The organism is Corynebacterium jeikeium (genome assembly GCA_003955985.1).
GTDB classification, from domain to species: Bacteria; Actinomycetota; Actinomycetes; order Mycobacteriales; family Mycobacteriaceae; genus Corynebacterium; species Corynebacterium jeikeium_D.
This window is the reverse complement of record CP033784.1, coordinates 485,195-504,255: the sequence shown is the minus strand read 5'-3', so window position 1 is coordinate 504,255 and position 19,061 is coordinate 485,195. Positions and strand designations below refer to the sequence as shown.

General features: G+C 58.9%; 18 protein-coding genes. 6 read left to right on the top strand and 12 right to left on the bottom strand.

Annotated features, from left to right (window positions below):
* Positions 1–129: 129 nt before the first annotated feature.
* Positions 130–1,521 carry a type VII secretion integral membrane protein EccD gene (gene eccD, locus EGX79_02245; protein ID AYX81107.1) on the top strand — a complete coding sequence of 464 codons (1,392 nt, stop codon included), beginning with the start codon at positions 130–132 and terminating at the stop codon, positions 1,519–1,521.
* Positions 1,518–2,774, top strand: coding sequence for a type VII secretion-associated serine protease mycosin (gene mycP / locus EGX79_02240; protein ID AYX81106.1), 1,257 nt, complete (start codon positions 1,518–1,520; stop codon positions 2,772–2,774). The genes eccD and mycP overlap by 4 nt, the downstream gene beginning before the upstream one ends.
* On the opposite strand, the gene eccB is transcribed toward mycP, so the two are convergent.
* On the bottom strand, positions 2,733–4,175 hold the full coding sequence (gene eccB, locus EGX79_02235; protein AYX81105.1) for a type VII secretion protein EccB: 1,443 nt from the start codon (positions 4,173–4,175) through the stop codon (positions 2,733–2,735). The two genes, mycP and eccB, sit on opposite strands and share 42 nt — an antisense overlap.
* 114 nt (positions 4,176–4,289) lie before the next feature.
* Between eccB and EGX79_02230 the strand changes: the two genes are divergently transcribed.
* Both EGX79_02230 and EGX79_02225 read left to right on the top strand, forming a co-directional pair.
* A complete protein-coding gene (locus EGX79_02230) occupies positions 4,290–5,444 on the top strand; it encodes a hypothetical protein (GenBank protein ID AYX81104.1) in 1,155 nt (384 codons plus the stop codon).
* A 359-nt stretch (positions 5,445–5,803) separates the two neighbouring features.
* The gene (locus EGX79_02225; GenBank protein AYX81103.1) at positions 5,804–6,037 is read left to right on the top strand and encodes a hypothetical protein; all 234 of its coding nucleotides are present in this window, start codon (positions 5,804–5,806) and stop codon (positions 6,035–6,037) included.
* On the opposite strand, the gene EGX79_02220 is transcribed toward EGX79_02225, so the two are convergent.
* The 9 genes from EGX79_02220 to map form a co-directional block, all read right to left on the bottom strand.
* Positions 6,034–8,175 (bottom strand): hypothetical protein, encoded by a 2,142-nt coding sequence (locus EGX79_02220; protein ID AYX81102.1) that lies wholly within the window; start codon positions 8,173–8,175, stop codon positions 6,034–6,036. The two genes, EGX79_02225 and EGX79_02220, sit on opposite strands and share 4 nt — an antisense overlap.
* Positions 8,176–8,234: 59 nt before the next feature.
* On the bottom strand, positions 8,235–9,125 hold the full coding sequence (truA, locus tag EGX79_02215; protein ID AYX81101.1) for a tRNA pseudouridine(38-40) synthase TruA: 891 nt from the start codon (positions 9,123–9,125) through the stop codon (positions 8,235–8,237).
* A 293-nt stretch (positions 9,126–9,418) separates the two neighbouring features.
* On the bottom strand, positions 9,419–9,889 hold the full coding sequence (locus EGX79_02210; protein AYX81100.1) for a 50S ribosomal protein L17: 471 nt from the start codon (positions 9,887–9,889) through the stop codon (positions 9,419–9,421).
* 37 nt (positions 9,890–9,926) lie between these two features.
* Positions 9,927–10,952 (bottom strand): DNA-directed RNA polymerase subunit alpha, encoded by a 1,026-nt coding sequence (locus EGX79_02205; GenBank protein AYX81099.1) that lies wholly within the window; start codon positions 10,950–10,952, stop codon positions 9,927–9,929.
* Between the two features lie 73 nt (positions 10,953–11,025).
* Positions 11,026–11,631, bottom strand: coding sequence for a 30S ribosomal protein S4 (locus EGX79_02200; GenBank protein AYX81098.1), 606 nt, complete (start codon positions 11,629–11,631; stop codon positions 11,026–11,028).
* A gap of 24 nt (positions 11,632–11,655) precedes the next feature.
* Positions 11,656–12,060, bottom strand: coding sequence for a 30S ribosomal protein S11 (locus EGX79_02195; protein ID AYX81097.1), 405 nt, complete (start codon positions 12,058–12,060; stop codon positions 11,656–11,658).
* Positions 12,061–12,063: 3 nt separating this feature from the next.
* A complete protein-coding gene (locus EGX79_02190; protein ID AYX81096.1) occupies positions 12,064–12,432 on the bottom strand; it encodes a 30S ribosomal protein S13 in 369 nt (122 codons plus the stop codon).
* Positions 12,433–12,728: 296 nt separating this feature from the next.
* Positions 12,729–12,950 (bottom strand): translation initiation factor IF-1, encoded by a 222-nt coding sequence (locus EGX79_02185; GenBank protein AYX81095.1) that lies wholly within the window; start codon positions 12,948–12,950, stop codon positions 12,729–12,731.
* Between the two features lie 284 nt (positions 12,951–13,234).
* The gene (gene map, locus EGX79_02180) at positions 13,235–14,035 is read right to left on the bottom strand and encodes a type I methionyl aminopeptidase (protein ID AYX81094.1); all 801 of its coding nucleotides are present in this window, start codon (positions 14,033–14,035) and stop codon (positions 13,235–13,237) included.
* 137 nt (positions 14,036–14,172) lie between these two features.
* Here map and EGX79_02175 point away from each other — a divergent pair, with 137 nt between their 5' ends.
* On the top strand, positions 14,173–14,754 hold the full coding sequence (locus EGX79_02175; protein ID AYX81093.1) for a hypothetical protein: 582 nt from the start codon (positions 14,173–14,175) through the stop codon (positions 14,752–14,754).
* Positions 14,755–14,925: 171 nt separating this feature from the next.
* Here EGX79_02175 and EGX79_02170 read toward each other — a convergent pair whose 3' ends face one another.
* Positions 14,926–15,477, bottom strand: coding sequence for an adenylate kinase (locus tag EGX79_02170; GenBank protein AYX81092.1), 552 nt, complete (start codon positions 15,475–15,477; stop codon positions 14,926–14,928).
* Entirely contained in the window at positions 15,477–16,814 is a 1,338-nt protein-coding gene (gene secY / locus EGX79_02165) for a preprotein translocase subunit SecY (GenBank protein ID AYX81091.1), read from the bottom strand. Before secY ends, EGX79_02170 begins: the two co-directional genes overlap by 1 nt.
* A 348-nt stretch (positions 16,815–17,162) precedes the next feature.
* Here secY and EGX79_02160 point away from each other — a divergent pair, with 348 nt between their 5' ends.
* The gene (locus EGX79_02160) at positions 17,163–19,022 is read left to right on the top strand and encodes an aminotransferase class I/II-fold pyridoxal phosphate-dependent enzyme (protein ID AYX81090.1); all 1,860 of its coding nucleotides are present in this window, start codon (positions 17,163–17,165) and stop codon (positions 19,020–19,022) included.
* Positions 19,023–19,061 lie beyond the last annotated feature (39 nt).

Sequence of the window (19,061 nt, the reverse complement as noted above, 5' to 3'; positions counted from 1 at the left end):
CCGGATTCTCGCAGCGCATGACCGAAACTGATAGCGGGGGCACGCGCAGTTACTACTCCGAGTAGCGCTCTAGCGAGTTGTACGACACTCTAGAGGGACTAAAGCATGCAGAATTCATGGGGGAAATACATGCTGGGGGAACTCATTCGCGTGCGCATTGATGCCGCACACATGCCCGAAGACACCAACCGAGCACACGCAGACCTTGCGTTACCGACCAACGTCGCAATCGCCGCACTTGTACCGGATATCCTGCAAATTTTCGATATCGACATTGCGGACTTCCCGCTGGCACAGTGGCAGCTACGGACCGCCACTGGCACGATTTTGCTTGCCGACGACACCCTGAACGATGCCGGTATTGCACCAGGCGAACGCCTGGTTGTTATCAACGACCCAGGTCCCGTGCCCAAACCTCGGCTCTTCGATGCCGCCGATGCTATTACCGACACCACCTATACCGACGGTATCGGGACGGCTGATTTGGTTGTTGGCTGTACCGCAGCCCTCGTGGCCACAGCTTCAATCGCAGCTGCCTCATTGAGCTTGAGCAGTACCGATTCCACACTGGCCGCGGCAATCAGCTTCATCGCGCTGCTGGCAGTAGCCGGTGGACTGCGCCTGGCTCTGTTGCGTAGCGCAAAACCGGCGATTGTCATGTCCCTGGAGCTGCAAGTGCTCATTCTGGGCACCTCTTCGGGGCTCTGCTTCGTTGGCCTCGACCTACACCGCATACTCACCGACTGGCCGCCGACTGCTGCGATTAGTGTCGCGCTTGCCGTCATCGGTTTGATTTTTCTCATTTCCAACACCGGCGACGGCGACAACCGCATCACCGTTACCCTGGGCGCGACGAGTCTCAGTGCTGCAGTTACCTTCGGTATTTACGCTGCGGCTGTCGCACTTTTCCACAACTCGGTTCAATCAGGAGCGCTCACCGCTGCTAGTGCAGTCATCCTGATACTGCTGGCACCTTCCATCGCTATCAAGGCTGCCGGTATTCGCGTACCCAAAGTCCCTGCCGCCGGCGAGAGCTTCGATGACAGCGAAACTCCCGAAATATCCCACAACGCACCTAAGCGAGCGGGGTGGATTCTCGATGGCATCCTCTGCAGTGGCACCGGAAGTCTCAGCATCTTCACCCTGGTGGTACTTTTCTCCGGAGCCTATGCGAACAAGTGGTGGCCTCTAGGCATGGCTGCTGCTGTCATAGTCTTTTGTGCAATTCACTCCCGTGGCCAAGCCCGGAAAGTAGCTTCCACCTGTACTGCTTTAGCTGGTCTTGCCGTCATTGTGGCCGTCGCCTTTCAACAGTGGTTCGAGGGCAATTGGCCAGTCGCCGCTGGCCTGGTCGTCCCCATGCTTGCAGCCACCGCCTTAGCCGCATTTCCCGCGTCACGCATCTCACCTACAACGCGCCGCATAGCTGAGCTAACCGAGGCCTGCAGTATCGCCGTTATTTTGCCCATTGCGGCCATCATTGCCGAATTCCCTGAGTTCGTAAGTGGGTTCTTCCAGTGAAAAACCCACTTTTCATGAATGCCATAAAAACTCGTCTCACCGCCACGGCCGCACTTTCCACAGTGCTTATCTCGACGTTGACGGCGGCCACCGCAGTAGCACCGTCGGGCATCGCACCAATAGCGGCTGCCCAGAACAGCCAGGACTGCGTGGCCACGATGCTGTCGTCGGAAAGCGCACTGCATGAACCGACGGTGATCGAAAAAGCGCTTCGGTTTCGCCAAGCATGGCAACTGACGACGGGTGCGGGGATTACGGTGGCGGTAATCGATACCGGGGTCTCACCCAATGAGCGCCTGGGCGAGGTTCTCGACGGTGGCGATTTTGTCGACGGCAACAGCGGGTTCGTAGACTGCGACGGTCACGGAACTCTAGTAGCTGGCATTATTGCAGGCCGGCCCGGTGCCGATGGTTTCGCCGGACTGGCGCCCGACGCGCACGTGTTGTCGATAAGACAAACAGCCGATGGCGAAGGCAATTTGGAGTCGCTGGCACAAGCTATCGACAGGGCCGTCGCGGAGGGCGCGCGGGTCATCAATATCTCGCTCACATCGTGTGCCCCGGCAGGCGTAATGCCCCAAGGTGCAACAGATGTTGCTGAGAGCGTCGCACGCGCGGAAGTCTCAGGCGCAGTAGTGGTCGCAGCGGCAGGCAATAAGGGCGATAGCTGTCAGGACGGATCCGTAGCGTGGCCCGCAGTTCTGCCGGAGGTAATCGCAGTATCAGCAGTACAGTTCGACGATGCCGGCCAAGCACAACCCGCGGAGTATGCAATCACGGGACAATGGGTCAATGTCTCCGCTCCCGGCGGCCCCGTACTCGGTCCCGATCCGCGCACCCCCACCGGTCTCATAGACCGCCACGTGCTCGGGTCCGGGGATAACACCCGAGATCAACAGATTGCCGGCACCAGCTTTGCCACGCCAACCGTGTCGGGCACAGCTGCCCTGCTGCTGGCACGAAACCCAGAGCTTTCCCCAGCACAGGTTCGCGACATCATCCTTAATTCCGCGAGCCCAATTAGTTCCGGGCTCGGCCTTGGTCGCGGCATCATTGCACCTTATGACGCTCTGATTTGGACCACTGTAGACACCGCTGCGCAGCACGCAGCCAACCCCGCTGCCGCACCGGCTCCGCCGGATCTGCTTTCTTCGCAGGAGCGCAATGCACCGCTCCGGGCGACTGGATTGCTCCTGATATGCGCGCTAGGCCTAGGTGCCTGGTTGCTCTCGCGTCCCAGACAGCGGCCCTAGCGCCGCCTGCTTACTCAGCTCAGGGCCTCCGCGCAACGCGGCCAGCACTTCCCAGTCCACTGGTCGCGTGCCACCGCTATCGGCATTGGTTGATGCATTAAACCCGAGGGCAGCCAGCGTTGTGCGATCGTGCACAGCAAAGCGCATCCCCTCTGGCGAAATGACGTGTACGGCCCCATTTACGCTTACTGCAATTGAGCTGCGCTCACGGCTGCGACCATCCACGAAACCGTCGACGGCCGCACCCGAACCGTCGGCATGTGGGTAATCCACGTGCCGCCCCTCCGGAGCATGCTGCGACCACTGCACGAGAGCTTGCGGCCGTCCTGCTATCCGGCCGGCACACAACCAGCCATCAGCATCGGCAAACGTCAGCGGCTTTTCAGGTAGCCCCGGGACTGCTGGCGCATTCGCAACGGGAACTGCCGCCAGCTGCCCCTCACTGGCCTGCAGAACTGGGCTATGCGCAGCTAATAGCTCTCCTAGCACCGGGGAGAGAATCGCGGCACCGTCGTCAAGCACGATAACGCGCCGCTGCCCGACCTCAACCACATTGCCGACTGTGTCGAATGGAGCGGCGAAGTGCGTGGGTGCGCCGCGGTTCGGGATTGCTGGCGCGGCCAGAAACGGAACCTCCGGAATCGTTCTGAGCAACGCAGGGCTGACAGGCCGGACTGCGGCGCGTTCCAACCCCAGCGCTCGAGAAACAGCGGCGTGCTCCGGGTGGTTGACATCCAGCCGCGAGCGGTAGCCCTGCGTAATCAGCCAGAGGTTTTGGCCATCGGCAACGACGGCACTGTCCGAGTGGGTTCGGGTAAGCTGCTGCGGTTCCGCACGGACTTCTTCAAGACGCGCAAGCGACTCTGCAACAATCCACGGCTGCCCGAGGTCTTGCACCGTCCGCTCGCATAAAGACAGTGCCAACTCCGGCGCACCTGCACTGCCCCTCTTGGCAGCTCCCGAGGCACCAGAGCCTGCCGGCGCGGCCGGAACTGCTGGTGCGCCCTCAATCCCGACAGCAAAACTGATGTCCTCTTTGTCCAACTCGCTACTGCGCACCCGCTTCGGCTCAGCAGGATTGCCCAAAATTAACCGCGCCGATGCGAGATTCGCGACTGGATGCAATCGACCATTGACACGTACATGCAGGCCCTCCGACCCCGATACGACAATCAGCTGCTCATTGGAGCTCGAACCGCCCTGCGGCCGCACCAACGACAGCACCGCAGTGCCGGCGGCCAGTAAAACCACCAGCGCACAGCCGATAAACAGTGCTCGCGTACGCGTGCGCAGAGGATCGTGCAGCATTCGCGAATCCGCACGCACAAGCGCGTGCTCAATCCGACGAATCAAGAATCGATGACCGCTGACCTGGCTAGGCGTAGTCGGCGTACGTGGCATGAGTTTCCCCCAAAACTATTCCCCCAAATAATCTCTACCCTGCAGAGTAAGCCAGGCCGCGCTACTGTGCGACCAGGGGAATTTTAGTGGGGAACATATTGGGGGGATTTTCACATGCCATTGTCATTGTGGCTACTCATTACAGCAATAACCATCACTGCAGGCGCGCATGTCCCTGTGCGCGGCCGCAGCCTTCGTGACCGCCTGCGACGCACCGAACCAGGACAACTCATCGGACTACGTCTCACACCAGGCCTGCGAAGCCAGCTAAGCGCTGCGGATATCGTCTCGCTTGCCGACGACAGCCCAGTGACCCTGGATGCGCTGTGCTTTTATCACATTGCGCCGGAAGTCCGCGGAGAGCATGCGCACCGCTACTTCCGAGCAGCCGAGCGCTCCGGCACAGCCCCTGAACCCTGGACACATCTGGTGGCAACTCTTCCGGTGGAAGCCTCCGCTGACCAAGCCCTACGCTTCCTCATCCACCGGCTGGGAACCCTTGGTATTCGCGCACGGCGATTGACGGCACCGGAGTGTGCTCTGACTGAGAGCTCTGCGGAGGTAGTGCAGCTGCGCCGCACTGGACGCTCTCATCATGTGGCGGCGTTGGGGCGCAAACCGCACCTGTGGTTAAGCCGACAACGCGACATCGCTATCACTAATGGTCCGGCGCAGGTCATAGGAGCCGGGAGCAGTGGACAAACCATCACAATGTGTCCCGCGAACCTCCCCCGATTGGAGGTCGACTGCGGAAATCAGGACTTTTGTGAGCTGCTCATCGGAATGCTCTCGCTCGGCTATCGAGTCGGAATTCGCACGTCCCGTCCACATTTCTATACTGTGGCCCTTGATCTGGGCGCAGTACTTCTCGCGCGAGCTGGAGACGACACCGTCGATGTGGTTGTTGTCGAAGAGTATGAGCCCGACCTGTGTACTGGAATCGCGAGAATCATCGAGGTCAGTCGTACAGGTTCGCCCACGGCAGCAGCAGCGGAAATGCCAGCTTCGTGCCCTCGACTGGCGATGGGCGAATTCACCTGGACGCTATCTACCGCCCGCACTACCGATGAACTGCAGCCACTGGCTATGCGGGCAACTAGCGGTTCAGGCCCGGAATCAACGCACCCAAATCTGGCAGACCGCCCGGCGCCTGGGAGCCGTCAGGCTCCCCCTGCCCCGCTGGGTCATTCGGAGCGCCATTTTCTTGGCCACCCGGCTGACCGCCTGCTGCAGGAGGCACATCCTCCTTCGGCATCTGTGCACCGGTGACATTGCCATTGTCGATAGTGGCAGCGCCCGCTGGTCCCGAGCACTCCAGAGTAGACGGGCCATAGGCCGCGCAGTTGTAACCGAATGCGCTCAACTGAGAATTCGCTGGCAGCGTCTTCATCTCACCCGCCGGCGGGAACGTCAGGACCTCGTAAGTAACTCCCCCCGGGTTCCAGGACACAGCATTGGCGGGAACCTTGTTTCCCGTGCCGTCATCGACCATCGGAGGATTGGCAAGATTCACCTGGCAGGCCAAGTAGGCGTCACCGCTCAGATCGTTGAGGAAGCAGCGTGTCGTGCCATCCTCCAACTGAAAGAGTCGAGTATTTGGGCCGTCCGCCGGGGTGTAATCCGCATCATTGACCTGGGTGATTGCAGGAGTTTCCGTCGGCGTCTCTGATTTTGTCGGTGTCGTCGACTCCTCAGTCGATTTCGGCGGAGTCGAGGATTTGGTCTTTGCGGAAGAACTGACGGAGCGATTCGAGACTTCCGGCTTAGCCGGCTCGTCGTCTCCACATCCGGCCAGCGCGAAAGTCATCATCACACCGGCTGCGATCGTTGCCATAAATTTATTCATCCGCATGGTGTCCTAACCTACCCGACCATCGCTCCATCCCCTAGTAGCCGAGGGAGGAATTACTTCCGGAGAACTAGCTCGCATCTCGTCGATGCGTTCTGGCGTAATCACGTCATTGAAGGCGAAGATAGTTACTTCCCTATCCCGATAAACAGGGGTTACCCCTGGAGCTACCCAGAGCCCTTCACCAGGAAACTCTAAATCCTCCTTGGAATCCCAAATACCCGGGGGTGACAAATAGATGAATCCCACGTTCAGCTTTCGGGCTGAGCGATCGACATCGTTCACCCCATCCGGCCGGTCGGGGTCTGGAAAACCGAGGTAATCAGCGTGCCAGTACAGCATTGAGGTAGCAGTCCACTTATTCGCCACTGGCCAGTCATAGTGCGGGAACACTACCGGCAAGTCATTGCGAGCGTACACCCAGCTGGACCCCTCCGGCGGATTGGTAAACGTGCGGTACTTATGTGCCTCCGGCTGCTCGGCCAACCAATCAAATGCCTTCAAGTCAGCCTTGGAAATGATTTGCCATTCCCTAGGGCTCTTGTAGGCGAAATCCGCAGCGCTAGCATTAGACGCCACTCCATAGACCACAAGTACAGCAGAGCTCACCGTCGCTAAGCTCAACCCCAGAACCCGCCCCGTCGATGGCACCTTTGACTCACTAATTCGAGCCGCCCACGCGCAGCCCCACGCAACGGCGATACCCGCAAACGCGGAATACAGGTACGCGGTGACCATCACCAACCGGTGAGGTGTCGAATAGTGAAGATCCGTATACAGCGCGAGAATATCGCCCGGCACGCCACCAAAATGATTGAGCGCGTGGGTCGTCATTAACACCGAAACAAACCAGGCCGGTACTACCCACACCCGTCGGCGCGAAGTATCTGCGAAAACCAAAAACGCCATCCCGATGAACCCAAGGATGATAATTGGCCAGAACGGCCGGAATTCCTCAGTGTGGCGAGTCAGCATTGTGGCGCCTCGATACCACGCATCGAAACGATCGAGGTCGTCTACTTCAGCACTAACCGCGCGCACATCCTCGGTCTGAGAAGTTCCCGTAAGCCACTGCGGCAGGAGAACTGCCACTGCTGGCACGAAGGCGGCTGCAATCACCGCGACGTCGTAAAGCCTGGCGCGAACCGCACCCAGTTCAGGATGCGCGGGACGCGGCAGGCGGTAGCACAACCACCAGATTGCACCGAGCATAACGACTGTAGGCACCGATGCCGGATGGAGCTCTCCGATACCGATTATCGAAAGCGCGGCGCTCAAGATGCGCTGAGGTGCGTGCGGGAGCGACGTAACAAAGGCAAAAACGGTAATCGCTAGTGCAATCGAGACCTGGTACGGCCAGGCCCCCACGAAGACCCCGACGGGCATCAATACCGGAAGCGCTGCGGAAACAAGCGCTGCAACCCCCGCGGCAACGGCGGTGGACAGCTTTCGGCGATCAATAATTCTCCAGGTGAGCGCCGCAGCCGCCGTGGGTATGGTCACGGCCGGAATGATAATGCCGAGGTAATTGACTGCCTCGGTGATTGGTAGACGGACAATCAGTATCCAAAGCGCACCGAACGCATGCCATGCGGCGGGATAGTAGGACACCGCCTGAGTTTCCACATTCTGGATCTCGCCCATCCTAGTGGCCGAGGCCATGCCGTCTTCCGTAATCGAACGGAGCACACTTGCATGCCAGAGTGTGTCCCAGCCTTGCTGGATGGTCGCCATCCCCTCGGACATTGAAGCGATGCGACCGATAGCGCTCCACGTGAGAACCGCCGCTGCGATGATGACCCCGATACTTGCGATTAGCCCATAGCCCAACTCGCGCCATCGACCTGAGGCGAGCGGCTGCGCCTCGGCCGACACCGAGCGACCGACACTACCGCGCCGCCGCCGAATCAAAGCGCTGCCGCCACTCCAGCAAAGCGCGAGAAGTAGTGTCACGGCCCAGCAGATAGACGCACTGACCAAGGTGAAGCGCACATCGATAGCGCCGAGCGCCCACCCTGCGGTGCCTGCGATACCAAACGTCACCGCAGGACCGAGGGCCAGCGCCCACGGAGTACGAACGCCGCTGGCTCTCACTACAACAGCGCCGGGGATTACGAGCAGCGCAACCAAGCTAACAATTGCCCACACCACTACCGAACACTCCTCCTACGGTCACTTTCTTCAGGGAATATTACCGAGAGCTTGCACATTTAAGCCTCGTCCCCATCTGTCCGGGCATCACGACGCTCGCGGGTCTGCTCCGCCCTGGCCGCCAAATCAGCATCGCCGGGGTAATCAACACCTACCAGGCTGAGCCCACGCGCCTCTGCCACCGGGACCAACGGGGAACGCTTCTCTTCACTCAACAACTGTTCAGTGAATCCAACCGCACGTCGCCCCTCACCGACACTAAGGCAGGCCCCAACCAGTGAGCGCACCATAGACCAGCAGAACGCGTCGGCAGTCACATGGGCCTCGTACAGCTCTGGTTCTTCCCGCGTAGATACGTCGAACCACTGGAACCGCTGTAGATCTCTAGTGGTCGTCGCATGTGGCTTGTGTCGACAAAAAGCGGCAAAGTCATTGAGCCCCAGTAGGGCATCAGCCGCCACCTGCATGCGGTTGATGTCCACTGACCGCCGCCAGTGGGCCGTATCGCGAGCACGGGTAGGAAGCGGGCCACTGACGCAACTAGTGACGCGATAGACATAGTGCCGACGTAACGCGGAAAAGCGGGCATCGAAACCCGGGGGCGCAAACGAGGTGCCCCGAAGCGTCACGTCCGCGGGCAATAGTCGCGCTACACGACGAACCAAATTACTCGGGTCCCCTGCGATAGAACGTGTGTCTAAACAGGAGACAGGAACATCTGCGTGAGCCACCTGCCCGGAGGCATGAACACCGGCATCTGTACGACCGGCCACAGTCAGTTGCACGGGAGTGCGCAACACCTTCTCCAAAGTGGATTCCAACGTCGCCTGCACAGTCCGCACCGGTTCTCCAGTAGGCTTATCGCGCTGAGCAGCCCAACCATGGAAATCGGTCCCGTCATAGGCAATGTCAAAACGCAACCGAACCAGGTCGGAGTCGGTGCTCCCCATAGCGGCTCGATCGGGAGAATCGCACGGGGTATCCGGAGTCGTTGGAGTAAGTGATGTCACGGTTAACAGATTGTAGCCGGGACCCCGGATTAGATAATCAGCAGTTTCCACCGCAGGGTCTCCGTATTGCTCTCAATGTTGGTGCGTAATCCGTCGGTGTAACCGGAGGCAGAACTGGAGTCGGGCGCTATGCACCGTCGTCAAGCACAAAGAACCCCCGGAAGAGCGTTCAGATATGAACTGCTCAACGGGGGTTCAAAGCTGTGACGGTCAGAAGCCGTCAGCGAGGGGAATTACTCCTCCTCTGCAGCCTCAGCCTCAGTAGCCTCAGCCTCTTCGGCCTTTGCCTCTTCAGCCTGCTTGGAAGCAGCAGCGCGAGTTGCGCGAGTTGCCTCAGCAGTTGCGGTCTCTTCCTCAACCAGAGCAATCAGAGAGATCGGGGCATTGTCGCCCTTGCGGTTACCCAGCTTGATGATGCGGGTGTAGCCGCCGTCGCGATCAGCGAACTGCGGACCAATCTCGTCGAACAGCTTCTTAACTGCGTAGTTGTCGTTAAGCAGCTTTGCAACGTTGCGGCGATCTGCGAGAGTGCCGCGCTTTGCCTTGGTGATCAGCTTCTCAACGTACGGACGCAGCAGCTTGGCCTTGGTGTCGGTGGTCTTAATCTTGCCGTGCTCGATGAGCTGCTTCGCGAGGTTGGCCAGAATCTTCTTCTGGTGCGAAGCGGAGCCGCCGAGACGGGAACCCTGCTTAGGGGTAGGCATAGGTATCTCCTCGTTTTAATGAAGTCGCGTCGGTGAACTACTCGTCGTAGCCAGCGCTTGCGCCATCAGTCCAGTCAGCGTCATCACCCGAGGCAGCGTCCAAATCAGCGACAGCAGCCGGGTCGAAGTTGTTCGGGGAATCCTTCAGAGCGAGGCCAAGCTCAGCGAGCTTCTCCTTGACCTCATTGATGGACTTGTCACCGAAGTTGCGGATATCCAGCAGATCCGACTCGGTACGAGCAGCGAGCTCACCGACAGTGTGGATCTCCTCACGCTTGAGGCAGTTGTAGGAGCGCATAGAGAAGTCCAGATCCTCAATCGGAGTCTGGTACGCAGCGACATCCTCAGCCTCGCGCGGGCTCGGGCCAATCTCGATGCCCTCAGCAGCCTCGTTCAGCTCACGTGCCAGACCGAACAGCTCAACCAGAGTCTTGCCTGCCGACGCCATCGCGTCGCGGGCGGTGATCGAGTTCTTGGTCTCGACATCGATGATCAGCTTGTCAAAGTCGGTGCGCTGCTCAACACGAGTAGCCTCCACCTTGTAGCTGACCTTCAGAACTGGCGAGTAAATCTGGTCCATCGGAATGCGGCCGATTTCGCCACCGGAGTTCGGGGTCGCCGGCACGTAGCCACGACCACGCTCAACGATCATCTCAATATCCAAGCGACCGGAATCATTGAGAGTAGCGATGTGGTGGTCCGGGTTATGAATCTCCACACCTGCTGGGCACTCAATGTCTGCAGCGGTCACCGCGCCTGCACCTTCGCGACGCAGGTAAACGGTAGCCGGCTCATCGAACTCGCTCGAGAGCACCAGACCCTTGATGTTCAGGATGATATCGGAGACATCTTCCTTCACGCCCGGGATAGTGGTGAACTCGTGCAGCACACCGTCAATGCGGATGCTGGTGACTGCAGCGCCCGGAATGGACGACAGCAACGTACGACGAAGGGAGTTACCGAGGGTGTAACCGAAACCCGGCTCCAGCGGCTCGATAACGAACCGGGAGCGAGAGGAATCAATGTAGTCCTCAGTCAGCGTTGGGCGCTGGGAAATGAGCATTTTCGAAAATCCTCCAGGTGGCGACCGCTATATGACGCCATAGGGAATGAATGGATGCAAGCGAAGTTGGTTATTACTTCGAGTAGAACTCGACGATCAGCTGTTCCTGAAGCGGAATGTCGATCTGTGCGCGTTCCGGGGTCTGGTGCACGAGGATGCGCAGGGACTCAGGAACAACCTGAAGCCATGCCGGGACGACAGCGTCGACCAGGTTCTCCTGTGCCTCTTCGAACCAAATCATCTTCTGCGACTTCGGGCGCACGTCGATGATGTCGTACTGGCTTACCTGGAAGGACGGCACGTTGATCTTCTTACCGTTAACGGTGAAGTGGCCGTGGGAAACCAGCTGACGAGCCTGGCGACGGGTACGAGCCAGACCAGCGCGGTAGACAACGTTGTCGAGACGCGACTCCAGCAGGACGACGAGGTTATCGCCAGTCTTGCCCGGACGACGGTGAGCCTCGGCGTAGTAGCGACGGAACTGCTTCTCCATCACGCCGTAGGTGAAACGTGCCTTCTGCTTCTCCTGGAGCTGGAGCAGGTACTCCGACTCCTTGATACGAGCGCGGCCAGCCTGCCCCGGAGGGTAGGGACGACGCTCAAAGTTCATGTCGCCACCGACGAGGTCGACGCGGAGACGACGGGACTTACGGGTTGCGGGACCGGTATAACGGGCCATTTCTGTTCTCTCCTTACCCTATTCCTAGACGCGACGACGCTTCGGCGGACGGCAGCCGTTGTGCGGCTGAGGGGTCACATCCGAGATCGAGGACACCTCAAGGCCAGCGGCCTGGAGGGAACGGATGGCGGTTTCGCGGCCCGAACCCGGACCCTTAACGAAAACGTCAACCTTCTTCATACCGTGCTCCATGGCCTTACGAGCAGCGTTCTCGGCGGCCATCTGAGCAGCGAACGGAGTGGACTTACGAGAGCCCTTGAAACCGACGTGACCAGAGGAGGCCCACGAGATAACAGCGCCCTTCGGGTCCGTGATGGACACGATGGTGTTGTTGAAGGTGGACTTGATGTATGCGTGGCCCTGAGCCACGTTCTTCTTTACAACGCGACGGCCGGTACGACGGCCGCGTGCGGACTTCGGAGCTGCCATGTTTTACTTCTTCTTTCCGGCGATCGTCTTCTTCGGACCCTTACGCGTACGAGCGTTGGTCTTGGTGCGCTGACCACGGACTGGCAGGCCACGACGGTGGCGCAGACCCTGGTAGGAACCAATCTCAATCTTGCGGCGGATATCAGCCTGAACCTGGCGGCGGAGGTCACCCTCGACCTTCCAGGTAGCTTCAATCACGTCACGCAGCGCAGCAACCTGCTCATCGGTGAGAGCGTCGGTGCGCAGATCCGGAGAGATGCCGGTCTTCTCCAGCAGCTCATTGGCACGGGCGGGGCCGATGCCATAGATGTAGGTAAGAGCGACCTCCATACGCTTGTTGCGTGGCAGGTCAACTCCAGCAAGGCGTGCCATACGGCAATTTCCTTCCGGTTGATGCGGTGGTTTACTCCACTGCCATCCTTCCCAGACCCGGCTTACTCGGTCGGACGCCGAGTCGCGCAAGTGTTATAGAAAGGCTCCAGCCACCGTTGCCGGAGGTATTCTCGCTTACTTCTGTGGAAAAGCTTTCATAAAGAACCGCCGCGCTAATCTGCTGAGACACCCGGTCTCAACATCACGCGGCCGTCACCAGAAGCAGCTAGGACGGTGGAGTTTCTGTCTAGTTAGTAAATAAGCCCATAACCACTACCAACAGTGGTCAGGTCGATTTACTTGTAGCGGTAGACGATTCGCCCACGCTCGAGATCGTACGGAGAAAGCTCCACTACGACTCGGTCTTCCGGGAGAATACGGATGTAGTGCTGGCGCATCTTGCCACTGATATGGGCGAGCACCTTGTGCCCGTTGTCCAGCTCCACTCGGAACATCGCGTTCGGCAAGGGTTCGACGACGCGACCCTCAACCTCAATTGCGCCTTCCTTTTTAGCCATGTCCTCCACGTCTCTCTGGCGGATACCCGGGACAATCCCGGCACCAGTTGGGAAATCTCTACTCTGCCTGGTGTTTTAGCAGTTCCGTGCAGGGATAATCATCACTGCAGCGACACTGCGCCCACACCATCGCCCAACTTTACACGCGACCTGCGTTTTTACCAAATACGACCACTATGGGACCGGTTGCAAGCGACGGCAGGCGGGTGCGCTCCACGCGCTCAGAATTCATCGCAGCTTTTATGGCAACATTCTGACCTTTCGCGTGGCCTCTCACGCACTAGTTATTCATATCGAGGAGTCAAAATACGGGGGCCGTCCGCTGTGGCGGCAACTGTGTGCTCCCAATGGGAGGCCGGCATTCTATCGGCGCTGACGACCGTCCAGCCGTCGTCAAGCTCATCACTACCCCACTCGCCGCCGAGAATGAGCATCGGTTCAATGGCCAAAACGGAGCCTTCGACGATGCGGGGCCCCTTTCCTGCTTTGCCTTCGTTGGGAAGGAAGGGATCCATGTGCATCTCGCGCCCAATGCCGTGCCCGCCGTATCCATCGACGATGCCGAGTTCAATATCGTGGCGCAGTTCAGCCTCACGGGTGGCCATTTCAAGCGCATACGAAATATCGGTGAGGCGAGCGCCCGGCACCATGGCCTTAATACCTTCGGCGAGGACCTCTGATGTCGCAATGTTCAGCTTTTCGACATCGTCACTCAGCTTTCCGACGCCGAAAGTAAGTGCCGAATCGCCGTGCCAGCCATCCAGGATTGCGCCACAGTCAATTGAGACTAAATCACCATCGGCGAGAACCGTAGACGAAGACGGAATGCCGTGGACAATTACTTCGTTCACTGATGCGCAGACAGATGCCGGGAAGCCTTCGTAGCCAAGGAAGGACGGCGTTGCGCCAGCATCGATAATGACCTGGTGCGCAATCTCATTGAGATCTGCCGTGGTGACCCCTGGCTTAGCGGCGTCTCGGCAGGCTAGCAATGCACGACCGACGATCTCGCCGGCCGCTTGCATCGCATCCAATTCTCCCTCGGTGCGGGCAGGAACTACTTTGCGGCGGCGTCGAAAACTCATCACGCTGGTTGAGTCTACTCTGCCCCAGAAGGGAACCACCGGCTAGCTGTACCCCGCCACCTACGAGGGCGCCGCTCGGATCGCTGCCACTTCCGAGAAATTTACACCCAAAGATGAGCTGCCCTACGATAACTGGCATGCATTCACTGTTGAAGTCCGCGCAGACTGCGGGCGTTGTTATTGCTGCCAGCTCGCTTTTCCTGGTTGGCGCATGCTCAAGCAACCCCGAGCCGTCGCCGGCGCCGACTGTCCCCTCCACTTCCCCTGCCGCAGAATCGCCGGAGGCCCCTGGAAGCACCTCGGGTTTCATGGGCACCTCTGCACTGCCTGAGTCGCTCCAAAACTTCACACCTGATGCAATTAAGGAGGCGATTGGCAGCTGCGTCGAGTCGGATGACTCTAAACCCGTCATTTTTGGCAGCGAGAGCGTACATGGCTTCACCTGCGTAATGGCGGTTGGCGACGGTGGCACCGCAATGCTCAGTACGGCCGAGGACCCGGCCACTGTCGAGCGCATTAACGAAAAGGCTGAGTCCGTCGAGAGCTACACGCCATACGAGCTACCCGGCAAGCACGCATTTAGCGGCATCAGCAAGGGGTCCCCTTTCGTTATGGTTATCGACGAGGATAACCGCATCTACCAAGAGTTCGTTTTCGCGAATATTGGCGCCGAGGCTGCACAGCCACTTATCGACGAAATCATTCAAGACTTCCAGTAGCCCTCACTATCGGCTGCCCCCACCCCAGCCCCAACAGCCACACACAAAAGCCGCCCTTCCAAACCTCAACGGTTCGAAAGGGCGGCTTCAACAACCATCTACAACCGGCAAACCCATCGGCCCCAGCCAGCGAAAAAGCTAGAGCGTCTAGTTACCCGGTGTGCCAGGAGCCTAGTTCAGCTTCTCCAGCTCAGCCATCGTGCGCTCGTTAATCTCCTCAACGGATCCCTCAGCGGCAATCTTGATGATCTTTTCCGAGTAGTAATCCAGCAAAGGAGCGGTCTCATTGGTGTACACATGCATGCGGTTGCGGATGACCTCTTCAGTGTCGTCTGCGCGACCACGGGCCAGCATGCGCTCGACTACGACATCCTCAGAAACGTCGAACTGTACGACCGCATCCAGCTCGGTACCGAGATTGGACAGCAGACGCTTCAGCTCTTCTGCCTGACCAACGGTGCGCGGGAAGCCATCCAACAAGAACCCCTTGGCGGCGTCGTCCTCGTTCAGACGGGACTCGACCATACGCACAGTCACGTCGTCCGGAACAAGGTTGCCGGCGTCGATGTAGGACTTCGCCTCAATGCCGAGCGGAGTGCCTTCACCGATGTTTGCGCGAAACAGGTCACCGGTGGAGATGTGTGGGACACCGAGCTTCTCCGAGAGGATAGCTGCCTGAGTGCCCTTACCTGCACCGGGAGGACCTACAAGTACGAGTCGCATTACTTCAAGAACCCTTCGTAGTTACGTTGCATCATTTGGCTTTCAACCTGCTTGACCGTCGTCAGCGCAACACTGACCAGAATCAGCAGGGCTGTACCTCCAAACATACCGCCTGTACCGGCGTTCGCGTCGCCAAGCCCCATATCAAGAGCGACATTTGGCAGAACGGCAATCAGCGCCAGGTACAGCGAGCCGACAGTCAGCAGGCGAATCAGGACGTAGGACAGGTATTCAGCAGTCGGACGCCCTGGGCGGAAGCCCGGAATGAATCCGCCGTACTTCTTCATGTTCTCCGCCTGCTCGTGCGGGTCATACTGCACAGAGGTGTAGAAGAAGGAGAAGAAGATGATCATCAGGAAGAACAGCAGAATGTACTGCCAACTGGACGGTGCCAGCAGGTACTGAATGACATTGCGCTGCCACCAGTTGTCCATGTTCGGATTCGACTGACCGGACTGAACGATTTGGGTGATCAGAACCGGCACGTAAATCAGCGAGGATGCGAAGATGACCGGGATAACACCGGCCTGGTTCACCTTCAGCGGCAGGTAGGTGGAAGATCCGCCGTACTGGCGACGACCAACCATACGCTTCGCGTACTGCACCGGAATACGGCGCTGCCCCTGCTCGATGAAAATAACGCCAATGATGAGAATCAGCACCGCAACAATCACGGTGGCGAACACGACACCGGTAGTGGAGCGCAGAATGTTCGCTCCCTGCGCTGGCATACCAGCGGCGATACCAGCGAAAATCAGCAACGACATACCGTTGCCGACCCCTCGGTCAGTGATGAGCTCACCCATCCACATGACCAGCACGGCACCGGCGGTCATCACAACGACCATCACCACGAGGTCAAAGACACCCGCATCCTTGACCAGCAGCGACTGCGAGCCACCCAGCAGGGCGCCACGGTCTGCCATGGCCACAATGCCCGCAGACTGCAGCAACGCCAACGCTACTGTGAGGTAGCGGGTGTACTGGGTCATCTTCGTCTGACCCGACTGCCCTTCCTTCTTCAACTGCTCGAAGTGTGGAATCACCACCGTGAGCAGCTGGACGATAATCGAGGCCGTAATGTACGGCATAATGCCGATGCCGAAAATCGCCATCTGCAGCAGAGCGCCACCTGAGAACAGGTTGATCAGCGAGTAAACGCTGGACTGATCTTTCGAAATCTGCTCGAGCTGCGCGTTGACCAACTGGTAGTCGATACCAGGGCTTGGAATCTGCGAGCCGATTCGGTACAGAATGATCATCGTCAGAGTGAAGAAGATCTTCTTACGCAAATCGGGATCGCGCAACGCCGCAATGAGACCGGAAGCCACGTGCATCCTCCCGAGGTCAAGAAATCCGCTTCTCCCACGCTTTTCCCGAAAGACTTACCCGCTTATCCGCCAGTAGTCTCCCGTTTTAGTTAAGCAACGCGGATGACGTATTCCTCAAACCTTTAATTGACAGTATTTGACGTAGTGAGTCTACCAGCGTTTCTCCACATCGTCGCAATACACCTCCATATCACCGTTAGTACAGCGCCCCGCCAATCACCTCTTTTCGCTTGACGACGATCCCAGCGCCCCCTCCCCTCTGAGCCCACGCCCCTCACTGTGCTCCACCCAATTTTCCCAGACAAAACTTGAACAGTGTTAAAGTTTTGCTCTGTGAGTACCTACAGTATCCGCATGCGATCCAGCGCCGATGGCTGCCATATCTCTGGCGCTGAGCGTCTTGCACCGGTTGTCGAACTACCTCAGCTGGCTTCTGCAATGACTAGCCGTGCACTTCACCACGACAAGGGTCGAGCCGACACAATTCACATCACTGTGGACAAGATCGAAGAGTCGACCATCAGCACCGTGCCGGCGTTAGTCCCCTTTCTAGAGTCGAACTCCAGCCCTGGGGACGCCCGCAAGCTCATTACTCAACGCCTACACGCTGCAGGTATAGAGGCCGCCGATATCGCCGTCGAGATGGCCTATTCACTCACGGGTCTTCGCGGCGCCGCTCTTATCGATGCCTCCTCCGGTGAGCGGCTCGACCCAAACCCAGCCCGCGGTGTACGGGTTTCCACTTTTGATGCCATCTCACACCCCAGCAAGGACTGTGCCAAGGACCATTTTCACGAGGCGCTCATCCTCGCATCCAAGGTTCACAGCGCCCCGGGCATCGTCGCAGAAATCTGCCTCTCCGACGATCCCTTTTACACGCGTGGCTATCTCGCACTGGACGGAATCTTTCACCGTATCCCCAATATCAAGGACCACGGCAGCACTCTCGGTACTCGCATTTTTATCGTTGAACCCGGCACCGATATCCCCGAGTTGATCGATTACCTGGAGAACACGCCGGTCTATATCGAGCTCCCAGCTGACGCCTGCTCCTCGACGGACACCACCGGCCTCAGCAGCGACCTCTCAGCAATCGCCGCCCAAAGGAACACGGCCTGGGCCGGTGCAGGACTAGCCCGCACACTGCGCACTTTCGAAACTGCACAACTACCGCACAGCCGAATTGACGGAGCCGACTATCTATTGTTTTCTTCTTCGGACTACCTCGGCCTGTCCACGCACCCTGAACTCGTCTCAGCTGCCATCGAGGCAATTGGGCATTTCGGCACCGGGTCCGGCGGCTCTCGCCTGACCACCGGCACGAGCATCCACAGCGCACTTGAAAGTGAACTCGCGCAGTTCTTCGGTTTCGACGATGCCGTTCTCTTTGCGACTGGCTACCAGGCGAACCACTCAACCATCGCAGCCATCGCCACCGCCGACGTTGAAATCTTCTCCGACGCCGCCAACCATGCTTCCATCATTGACGGATGCCGCAATGCCCGGGCTAAAGTCACGGTCTTTCCGCACGCTGACTATCAGACGCTCGACCGTCTCCTCGCAACATCCAGCGCCCGCCACAAACTTGTCATCTCCGACTCCGTGTTCTCTATGTCAGGCGAGGTCATCGACGGCCCGGCACTCGAGCGCACCTGTCACCGTCGCAACGCATGGCTGATGCTTGACGACGCCCACGGCGTCGGCGTTATCGGAGAACAAGGTCGTGGCACTGCAGCGCACCTGGGCATCCGCCCGGACATTGTGGTCGGCACCGCGAGCAAGGCTCTCGGTGTCGAAGGAGGATACGTTCTCTGCTCGGCACCAGTTGGCGAACTACTACGCAATCAAGCCCGCAGCTTCGTGTACTCAACGTCCATGAACGCTGGTTCTGTCGCAGCTATCCGCGCAGCGTTGAAGCAGTTGGAGGTTGGGGACGTCGTCAAGCGATTGCAACGTAATATTGCGCGCGTCCGCTCCCTGGTTGGCGCGCAGTCAGACCCCGCATCTGCAATCATCCCGCTGCCCGTCGGGGACGAGACCGTAGCGATGGACACCTCAGCACAGTTAGCGGAGCTAGGCGTGTTCATACCTGCAATTCGCTTTCCGACGGTCCCCCGTGGTGAGGCAATGTTGCGATTGACCATTACCGCGCTCCATACGGACGCTGACATCGACCAACTGGAGCGGGCTCTGCGCAATACCGGCCTGCTGTAAGCCAGCGGTTCGCGCTGCTCTCTCCCCTTCCCCTCTTAA

Excerpts from the sequence above, each read along its gene's own strand:
- EGX79_02185 (AYX81095.1), bottom strand. The coding sequence starts at position 12,950 with ATGGCTAAAAAGGAAGGCGCAATTGAGGTTGAGGGTCGCGTCGTCGAA.
- eccB (AYX81105.1), bottom strand. The coding sequence starts at position 4,175 with ATGCCACGTACGCCGACTACGCCTAGCCAGGTCAGCGGTCATCGATTC.
- EGX79_02205 (AYX81099.1), bottom strand. The coding sequence starts at position 10,952 with ATGCTCATTTCCCAGCGCCCAACGCTGACTGAGGACTACATTGATTCC.
- secY (AYX81091.1), bottom strand. The coding sequence starts at position 16,814 with ATGCACGTGGCTTCCGGTCTCATTGCGGCGTTGCGCGATCCCGATTTG.
- EGX79_02210 (AYX81100.1), bottom strand. The coding sequence starts at position 9,889 with ATGCCTACCCCTAAGCAGGGTTCCCGTCTCGGCGGCTCCGCTTCGCAC.
- map (AYX81094.1), bottom strand. The coding sequence starts at position 14,035 with ATGAGTTTTCGACGCCGCCGCAAAGTAGTTCCTGCCCGCACCGAGGGA.
- EGX79_02195 (AYX81097.1), bottom strand. The coding sequence starts at position 12,060 with ATGGCAGCTCCGAAGTCCGCACGCGGCCGTCGTACCGGCCGTCGCGTT.
- EGX79_02230 (AYX81104.1), top strand. The coding sequence starts at position 4,290 with ATGCCATTGTCATTGTGGCTACTCATTACAGCAATAACCATCACTGCA.
- EGX79_02175 (AYX81093.1), top strand. The coding sequence starts at position 14,173 with ATGCATTCACTGTTGAAGTCCGCGCAGACTGCGGGCGTTGTTATTGCT.
- EGX79_02160 (AYX81090.1), top strand. The coding sequence starts at position 17,163 with ATGCGATCCAGCGCCGATGGCTGCCATATCTCTGGCGCTGAGCGTCTT.
- EGX79_02190 (AYX81096.1), bottom strand. The coding sequence starts at position 12,432 with ATGGCACGCCTTGCTGGAGTTGACCTGCCACGCAACAAGCGTATGGAG.
- eccD (AYX81107.1), top strand. The coding sequence starts at position 130 with ATGCTGGGGGAACTCATTCGCGTGCGCATTGATGCCGCACACATGCCC.
- EGX79_02200 (AYX81098.1), bottom strand. The coding sequence starts at position 11,631 with ATGGCCCGTTATACCGGTCCCGCAACCCGTAAGTCCCGTCGTCTCCGC.
- EGX79_02170 (AYX81092.1), bottom strand. The coding sequence starts at position 15,477 with ATGCGACTCGTACTTGTAGGTCCTCCCGGTGCAGGTAAGGGCACTCAG.
- truA (AYX81101.1), bottom strand. The coding sequence starts at position 9,125 with ATGGGGAGCACCGACTCCGACCTGGTTCGGTTGCGTTTTGACATTGCC.